Annotated in this window: 8 protein-coding genes; all 8 read left to right on the top strand. The window is 73.6% G+C overall.

Annotation, left to right across the window (positions count from 1 at the left end; translation table 11 throughout):
* Positions 1-61: 61 nt before the first annotated feature.
* The 8 genes from E1200_RS29130 (at position 62) to lgt (ending at position 7,310) form a co-directional block, all read left to right on the top strand.
* Positions 62-505, top strand: a complete 444-nt coding sequence (locus E1200_RS29130; RefSeq protein ID WP_131955286.1) for a DUF2752 domain-containing protein — start codon at positions 62-64, stop codon at positions 503-505.
* A 111-nt stretch (positions 506-616) separates the two neighbouring features.
* Positions 617-1,423 (top strand): indole-3-glycerol phosphate synthase TrpC, encoded by an 807-nt coding sequence (trpC, locus tag E1200_RS29125; RefSeq protein ID WP_131955285.1) that lies wholly within the window; start codon positions 617-619, stop codon positions 1,421-1,423.
* Positions 1,424-1,549: 126 nt separating this feature from the next.
* Entirely contained in the window at positions 1,550-2,785 is a 1,236-nt protein-coding gene (trpB, locus tag E1200_RS29120; RefSeq protein ID WP_131955284.1) for a tryptophan synthase subunit beta, read from the top strand.
* Positions 2,782-3,594 (top strand): tryptophan synthase subunit alpha, encoded by an 813-nt coding sequence (trpA, locus tag E1200_RS29115; protein ID WP_131955283.1) that lies wholly within the window; start codon positions 2,782-2,784, stop codon positions 3,592-3,594. The genes trpB and trpA overlap by 4 nt, the downstream gene beginning before the upstream one ends.
* 152 nt (positions 3,595-3,746) lie before the next feature.
* Entirely contained in the window at positions 3,747-4,238 is a 492-nt protein-coding gene (locus E1200_RS29110) for a vitamin K epoxide reductase family protein (protein ID WP_131955282.1), read from the top strand.
* 56 nt (positions 4,239-4,294) lie between these two features.
* A complete protein-coding gene (locus tag E1200_RS29105; protein ID WP_131955281.1) occupies positions 4,295-5,071 on the top strand; it encodes a thioredoxin domain-containing protein in 777 nt (258 codons plus the stop codon).
* Positions 5,072-5,227: 156 nt separating this feature from the next.
* Positions 5,228-6,070, top strand: coding sequence for a thioredoxin domain-containing protein (locus E1200_RS29100; RefSeq protein ID WP_131955280.1), 843 nt, complete (start codon positions 5,228-5,230; stop codon positions 6,068-6,070).
* 43 nt (positions 6,071-6,113) lie between these two features.
* Positions 6,114-7,310, top strand: coding sequence for a prolipoprotein diacylglyceryl transferase (gene lgt, locus E1200_RS29095; protein ID WP_131955279.1), 1,197 nt, complete (start codon positions 6,114-6,116; stop codon positions 7,308-7,310).
* Positions 7,311-7,347 lie beyond the last annotated feature (37 nt).

Genomic DNA, 7,347 nt, shown 5'->3' with positions numbered 1-7,347 from the left:
CCCCAACGCCGCCCCCCACGCCAGGCACACCCGGCCTCGGCGGCCGCATTAGGCTGGGCGCATGACCCGGGTGCCCGTCCACGCGCACGAGCCCCGCCGCCCGCGCCCCCTGCCGCGGCGGCTGGCGCCGCAGGCCGCGGTGCTGGGCGCGGCCGCCGCCGGGACGCTGCTGGTGGCGTTCCGCGACCCGAACGAGGCGGGCCACTACCCGGGCTGCCCGTTCCTCGCCCTGACCGGGTTCTACTGTCCCGGCTGCGGCATGACGCGGCTCGTCCACGCGCTCGCGCACGGGGACGCCGGCACCGCGTTCGGGCTGAACCCGCTGCTGTTCGTCCTGCTGCCGGTCCTCGGCTACCTGTACGTGCGGTGGACGGTGCTGGCCGCGCGGGGCATGCCGATGCGGTCCGTTCTGTTCAAGCCGGTAGTGGCCTATGCGTTCGTCGGGGTCGTCGCGGTCTACTGGATCGTCCGCAACCTGCCGTTCGCGCAGGCCCTGGCGCCCTGACGGGCGCGCGGCGCCGCCCCGCCGCCGGGTTGCGGGGGCCGACCCTCCGGAAAACCGGCCCGGCGGCTACGATCGGTGCACGGAACGACCTGAAATAGGGGGCCTGCGACCTTGAGCGTTTTGGACGAGATCATCGAGGGCGTCCGGGCCGATCTCGCCGAAAGGCAGCGAGAGGTCCCGATCGACGTCCTGAAGGACAAGGCGGCGAAGGCCCCGGCCCCGCGGGACGCGCTCGCCGCGCTGCGCGGGCCGGGCGTCTCGGTGATCGCCGAGGTCAAGCGCAGCAGCCCGTCCAAGGGCGCGCTCGCCGCGATCGCCGACCCCGCCGCGCTGGCCCGCGACTACGAGGCCGGCGGCGCCAAGGTGATCAGCGTGCTGACCGAGCGGCGCCGCTTCGGCGGCAGCCTGCAGGACCTCGCCGACGTCCGCGCCAACGTCGACGTCTGCGTCCTGCGCAAGGACTTCATCGTCACCTCCTACCAGCTGTGGGAGGCGCGGGCGAACGGCGCCGACATGGCCCTGCTGATCGTCGCCGCGCTGGAGCAGGACGCCCTGGTGTCGCTGGTCGAGCGGGCCGGGTCGATCGGGCTGGTCCCGCTCGTCGAGGTGCACACCGAGGAGGAGGCCGAGCGCGCCGTGCAGGCCGGCGCCAAGGTCATCGGCGTGAACGCCCGCGACCTGCGGACGCTGCACGTCGACCGCGGCACGTTCGCGCGGGTCGCGCCGCGGCTGCCCAAGGACGTCGTGAAGATCGCCGAGTCCGGGGTGCGGGGCCCGCACGACCTGCTCGCCTACGCCTCCAGCGGCGCCGACGCGGTGCTGGTGGGGGAGAGCCTCGTCATCGGCCGGGACCCGCGCGCCGCGGTCGCCGACCTGGTCGCCGCCGGCGCGCACCCCGCCCTGCGGCAGAGCGGCTGACGGCGCCGGGGACGCGGAGCGGATAGGGTGACGGACATGCTGGTCGAGCCGCTGCGGGAGCGATGGCGGGCCCGGTGACGCACTGACCCGGCAAGCCCCTTCTCCCATGACAGGACGCGTTTTCCCATGACCATCGACACCGCGCGCGGTGCCGTGCCCGACGCGACGGGCCACTTCGGAGCGTTCGGCGGGCGGTTCGCCCCCGAGGCGCTCATGGCGGCGCTGGACGAGCTCACCCGCGAGTTCGAGGCCGCCAAGCAGGACCCCGCCTTCACCGCCGAGCTGGACGGCCTCCTCGCGAACTACGCGGGCCGCCCGAGCCTGCTGGCGGACGCCGAGCGCTTCTCCGAGCACGCCGGCGCCCGGGTGCTGCTCAAGCGCGAGGACCTCAACCACACCGGCTCCCACAAGATCAACAATGTGCTGGGGCAGGCGCTGCTCACCCGGCGGATGGGCAAGACCCGCGTCATCGCCGAGACCGGCGCGGGGCAGCACGGCGTCGCCACCGCCACCGCCGCGGCGCTGCTCGGCCTGACCTGCACCGTCTACATGGGCGAGGTCGACACCGAGCGGCAGGCCCTCAACGTCGCCCGGATGCGGATGCTCGGCGCCGAGGTCGTCCCGGTGCGGACCGGCAGCCGCACCCTCAAGGACGCCTGCAACGAGGCGTTCCGCGACTGGGTCGCCACCGTCGACGACACCCACTACTGCATCGGCTCGGTGATGGGCCCGCACCCGTTCCCGATGATGGTCCGCGACTTCCAGCGCGTCATCGGGGTCGAGGCCAGGCGCCAGTGCCTGGAGCTGACCGGCGCCCTGCCCGACGCCGTCGCCGCCTGCGTGGGCGGCGGCTCCAACGCCATCGGCGCCTTCCACGCCTTCGTCCCCGACGAGTCCGTCCGGCTGTACGGGTTCGAGGCGGGCGGCGACGGCGTGGCCAGCGGCCGGCACGCCGCGACGCTGGTCGGCGGCTCGCTCGGCGTCATCCACGGCATGCGGACCTACCTGCTGCAGGACGGCGACGGCCAGACGCTGGAGACCCACTCGATCTCCGCCGGCCTCGACTACCCCGGCGTCGGGCCCGAGCACTCCTGGCTGCGCGACGCCGGCCGCGCCGAGTACCGCGAGATCACCGACGCCGAGGCGATGGAGGCGTTCTCGCTGCTGTGCCGCGCCGAGGGGATCATCCCGGCGATCGAGTCGGCGCACGCGCTCGCCGGCGCGCTGAAGATCGGCCCCGGACTCACCCGGGAGCTCGGCCGGGACGCGACGATCGTCGTGTGCCTGTCCGGCCGCGGCGACAAGGACATGCACACGGCCGCCGCCTTCTTCGGCCTGATGCCCGAAGGAGAGGGAAAGTGAGCGCCCAGACCGCGTTCGACAAGGCGAAGGCCGAGGGGCGCGCCGCGCTCGTCGGCTACCTGCCCGCCGGGTTCCCCACCTACGACGGCGCCGTCGAGACCGCGCGGACGATGGTCGAGGCGGGCTGCGACGTCATCGAGATCGGGCTGCCCTACAGCGACCCGATGATGGACGGCCCCACCATCCAGGACGCCGTCCACCAGGCCCTCGTCGGCGGCATCCGCGTCGCCGACGTGTTCCGCACGGTCGAGGCCGTCGCCGCCACCGGCGTCCCGACCCTCGTCATGACGTACTGGAACCCGGTCGACCACTACGGCGTCGACGCGTTCGCCCGCGACCTGGCCTCCGCCGGCGGCGCCGGGCTCATCACCCCCGACCTCACGCCCGAGGAGGGCGGCGCCTGGCTGGAGGCGTCCGACGCCCACGGCCTCGACCGCGTGTTCCTCGTCGCGCTCAGCTCCACCGACGAGCGCATCGAGAAGATCACGGGGGTCTCGCGCGGCTTCGTGTACGCGGCGTCCCTGATGGGCGTGACCGGCGCCCGCTCCGCCGTCGACACCGGCGCCCCGCGCCTGGTGGAGCGCACCCGCGCGATCATCGACAAGGGCGGGTCGGGCCTGCCGGTCGGGCTCGGCCTCGGCGTCGGCAACGGCGCGCAGGCCGCCGAGGTCGCCGGCTTCGCCGACGGCGTGATCGTCGGGTCGGCGTTCATCCGCCGGCTGCTGGACGCGCCCGACCTGGCGTCCGGGCTCGCGGGCGTCCGCGCGCTCACCGAGGAACTGGCCGAGGGCGTCCGCGCCGGCCGCTGACCCGCCGCCCGCCGCCCGCCCCAGGGCGCCTCCGGCGCGCTTCCCGCGGAGCCGTGTAAAACCTCCGGGGGCACCGCAAGGTTCGTATTGTGGTGCCCCCGCTCTCCCGTAGGGTGTGTTCGCCGGGTGAGGCGGTCCCTGGAAGGATCACGATGACGCAAGAGATGACGGCGGAGGACCGGGCCGAGACGGCGACGCCCCCGCCGCCTCCCGCATGGTTCCTGATCCCCGCCTGGCTGCTGACGGCGGCCGGGTTCGCGATCTCCGTGTACCTCACGGTGACGCACTACGACGAGGGCGCGCTGGTGTGCTCGGCGTCCCAGACGGTCGACTGCCACGCGGTCACGACGAGCGAGTACTCCACGCTGCTCGGGATCCCCATGCCGCTGCTGGGGCTGGCGTTCTTCGTCGCGTTCGGCGCGCTCATCACGCCGTGGGCGCTGCGGGCGTCCTGGGCGCCGGTGCGGTGGGGACGGGTGGCCACCACCGCGGTCGGCGTGCTGTTCGTCGTGTACCTCGTCACCGTGGAACTGGCGCTGCTGCACAAGATCTGCCTGTGGTGCACCGGGGTCCACGTCATCACCGTTCTGCTGTTCCTGCTCGTCTTGATCGACGAATTCCGGCGAATCGGTCAGGTCGACTAACCTCACCGTGACCGCGCCCCACGGTGGCGGCGCGGCTCCCACCCATAGGAGAACCAATGAGCAAGGCCGCACGAGAGCGGTCCGCCCGCGAGCGCCTGGCCGCCGACCGCAAGCGGCAGGCGGCGCGGCAGAAGCAGCGGCGGCTGCTCGCCATCGTCCTCGGCTCGGTGGTCGCCGTCGCCGTCATCGTGGTCGGCACCGTCCTGGTCGTCGACCACCAGCGCAAGCAGGGCCGCGCCGAGGTCCACCAGGGCGCGACCGCTCCGCTGACCCGGCAGGACGACGGCTCCATCGTGATGGCGCAGCCGGGGGTGGAGAAGCCGGTCCTGGAGATCTTCGAGGACTTCCAGTGCCCGGTCTGCAAGCAGTTCGAGGACGCCACCGGCGAGACCGTCCTGGAGCTGGCGCAGCAGGGCAAGGTCAAGGTCGTCTACCGGCCGTTCCACCTGTTCGGCCAGCAGAAGGACCCGATCCGGATCAACTCGCTGCGCGCGGCCGAGGCGGCGCTGTGCGTCCCCGCCGACAAGTGGATCTCCTACCACAAGACGCTTTTCCGGTTCCAGCCCGCCGAGGGCGCCAAGGGCTTCTCGCCCGACGACCTCGTGAAGTGGGGCAAGGACATCGGGATCACCGACGCGAACTTCGAGAAGTGCGTCCGTGACGAGGAGAAGAAGCCGCAGGTCGACGCGATGACCAACTACGCCCTGCAGGAGCGCGGCGTCCAGGGCACCCCCTCGGTCTTCCTGGACGGCAGGGAGATGGACTCCACGCAGTTCATGAACCCCGCCGCCCTCCGCGCCGTGGTCGACGCGGCCGCCGCGTCGGGCAAGTGACCCGGCGCCGCCAGCCGACGACCGCCCCCTAAGCCGCCGAGCGCCGCGCCGTCCCCGCCGGGACGGCGCGGCGCGCCGCTTTCCGGGCCCCGGGCCGCCCATCCCCGCTACGCTCGTCATCGGCACGGACACGCACAGTCACCGAGCGGGGGAGCGATGAGCGAGCGGGACAGGGGGCCGTCGGCACGCGGACGGCTCAGGGAGGACCGGGCGCGGGCCGCGGCCAGGCAGCGCAGGCAGCGGCTGCTGGTGGTCGTCCTCGGCACCGTCGCCATCGCGGCGGTCGCCGTGGCCGTGACCGTGGTGGCGCTGGCGCGCGACGGCGGTGACGGGCCCCTGAACAGCGACTACACCGGCCCGCTGGCCCCCACGACGCGGCTGGAGAACGGCGCGGTCGCGATGGCGCAGCCCGGCGTCACCGCGCCGGTCCTCGACGTCTACGAGGACTTCCAGTGCCCCGCCTGCGCGACGATGGAGCGGCGGCTCGGCGGCACGTTCAAGCAGCTCGCCGCGGAGGGCAAGGTCAAGGTCGTCTACCGGCCGTTCCAGCTCTTCCAGCAGGACCCGCTGATGTCCAACTCGCGGCGCGCGGCCAACGCCGCCGCCTGCGTCCCCGTCGACAAGTGGATCCCCTACCACGACAAGCTGTTCGCCGAGCAGCCCCCGGAAGGCGTCACCGGCTTCGCCCAGCGGAGCCTGATCGAGTGGGGCGCCGACCTCGGCGTCACCGATCCGGCGTTCGCGGCCTGCGTCAACCAGAACCAGCGGATCGCCCTTGTCGGGAAGGCGAGCACCGCGGCCGGGCAGGCGGGCGTCGACGCGACGCCCTACCTCGCGCTGAACGGCGCGAAGCTCGGCGGCGACGCCCTCACCTCCCCCGAGGAGCTGCGGAAGGCCGTCGCCCGGGCCGGCGGCGGCGACGCCCCCGCGACCCGCGGCACGCAGTCGGGCGGGAGCGCGAGCGGCGCGGCGGACGCGTCCGCGGAGGCGTCCCGCTAGAGGTGGCGCGCGCGGAGACCCGGAGGCGGTAACGTCATCGGTCATGCAGCCGCTCGCCTACATCCCGAGCCCCTCGCAGGGCATCTGGCACATCGGTCCCGTCCCGATCCGCGCCTACGCCATCATGATCATCCTCGGCATCGTCGTCGCGGTCTGGCTGGGCGAGCGGCGCTGGGCCGCCAAGGGCGGCACCCCCGGCGTGATCGTCGACGTCGCGGTCTGGGCGGTGCCCTTCGGGCTCGTCGGCGGGCGGATCTACCACGTCCTCACCGACTACCAGCTCTACTTCGGTGAGGACGGCGACCCGGCGCGGGCGCTGGAGATCTGGCAGGGCGGCCTCGGCATCTGGGGCGCGATCGCGTTCGGCGCGGTCGGCGCGTACATCGGCTGCCGGCGCCGCGGGATCTCGATCCGCCCGCTCGCCGACGCGGTCGCGCCGGGGATCGCCCTCGCGCAGGCCATCGGCCGCTGGGGCAACTACTGGAACCAGGAGCTGTACGGGCGCCCGCTCGACGCGTTCTGGGCCCTGAAGATCGACGAGGACCACCGGCCGATGCTGGAGGGCGGCCCCGGTCTCGACCCCCGGTACGCCGACGTCGCCACCTACCACCCGACGTTCCTGTACGAGTCGCTGTGGTGCGTCGGCGTCGCGGTCCTCGTCATCTGGGCCGACCGCCGCTACAAGCTCACCCACGGCCGCGCGTTCGCGCTCTACGTCGCCGCCTACACGCTGGGGCGGGCCTGGATCGAGACGCTGCGCATCGACGAGGCCCACCACATCCTCGGCCTGCGTCTCAACACCTGGACGTCGATCATCGTCTTCCTCGCCGCGGTCGCCTACCTGTACCAGGCGCGCAACCGCACCGGCCCGGAGAACGTCGGCGGCCCCGCGGACGACCCGGACGGGCCCGCCGACCCCGCCGCGGAGCAGAAGGACGCGCCGAAGGACGAGCCGGCCGGCACGGAACCCGCCGCGGAGGACGACTCCGAGCCGGACCCCGCCGACAAGGGCAAGGACAAGGACGGGGACGAGCGTCCCGGGAAGCCCGGCACCGCCGAGGACGCCGAGGAGGAGAAGCCCGCGTCCGCCGGCGACAAGGCCGAGGAGCCCGGGGACGAGCCCGCCGAGACCAAGTCCGACGCCGAGACCGAGTCCGAGACCGAGGACGGCCCCGGTGAGGACGGTGCGGGCGGCGCCGGGCGGGTAGGGGACGAGGAGCCCGTCAAGGACGGGAAGTAGATGGCCGGGGAAGGGCTTCGGTGGTGCTGCTCCGGCA

This window comes from Actinomadura sp. GC306, from assembly GCF_004348665.1.
Classification (GTDB): Bacteria; Actinomycetota; Actinomycetes; order Streptosporangiales; family Streptosporangiaceae; genus Spirillospora.
The sequence above is the reverse complement of the archived record's forward strand: the minus strand, read 5'-3'. Positions and strand labels throughout refer to the sequence as shown.

Coding starts and splice junctions, on each gene's coding strand:
- E1200_RS29110 (WP_131955282.1), top strand. CDS start 3,747: ATGACGCAAGAGATGACGGCGGAGGACCGGGCCGAGACGGCGACGCCC.
- lgt (WP_131955279.1), top strand. CDS start 6,114: ATGCAGCCGCTCGCCTACATCCCGAGCCCCTCGCAGGGCATCTGGCAC.
- E1200_RS29105 (WP_131955281.1), top strand. CDS start 4,295: ATGAGCAAGGCCGCACGAGAGCGGTCCGCCCGCGAGCGCCTGGCCGCC.
- trpB (WP_131955284.1), top strand. CDS start 1,550: ATGACCATCGACACCGCGCGCGGTGCCGTGCCCGACGCGACGGGCCAC.
- E1200_RS29100 (WP_131955280.1), top strand. CDS start 5,228: ATGAGCGAGCGGGACAGGGGGCCGTCGGCACGCGGACGGCTCAGGGAG.
- E1200_RS29130 (WP_131955286.1), top strand. CDS start 62: ATGACCCGGGTGCCCGTCCACGCGCACGAGCCCCGCCGCCCGCGCCCC.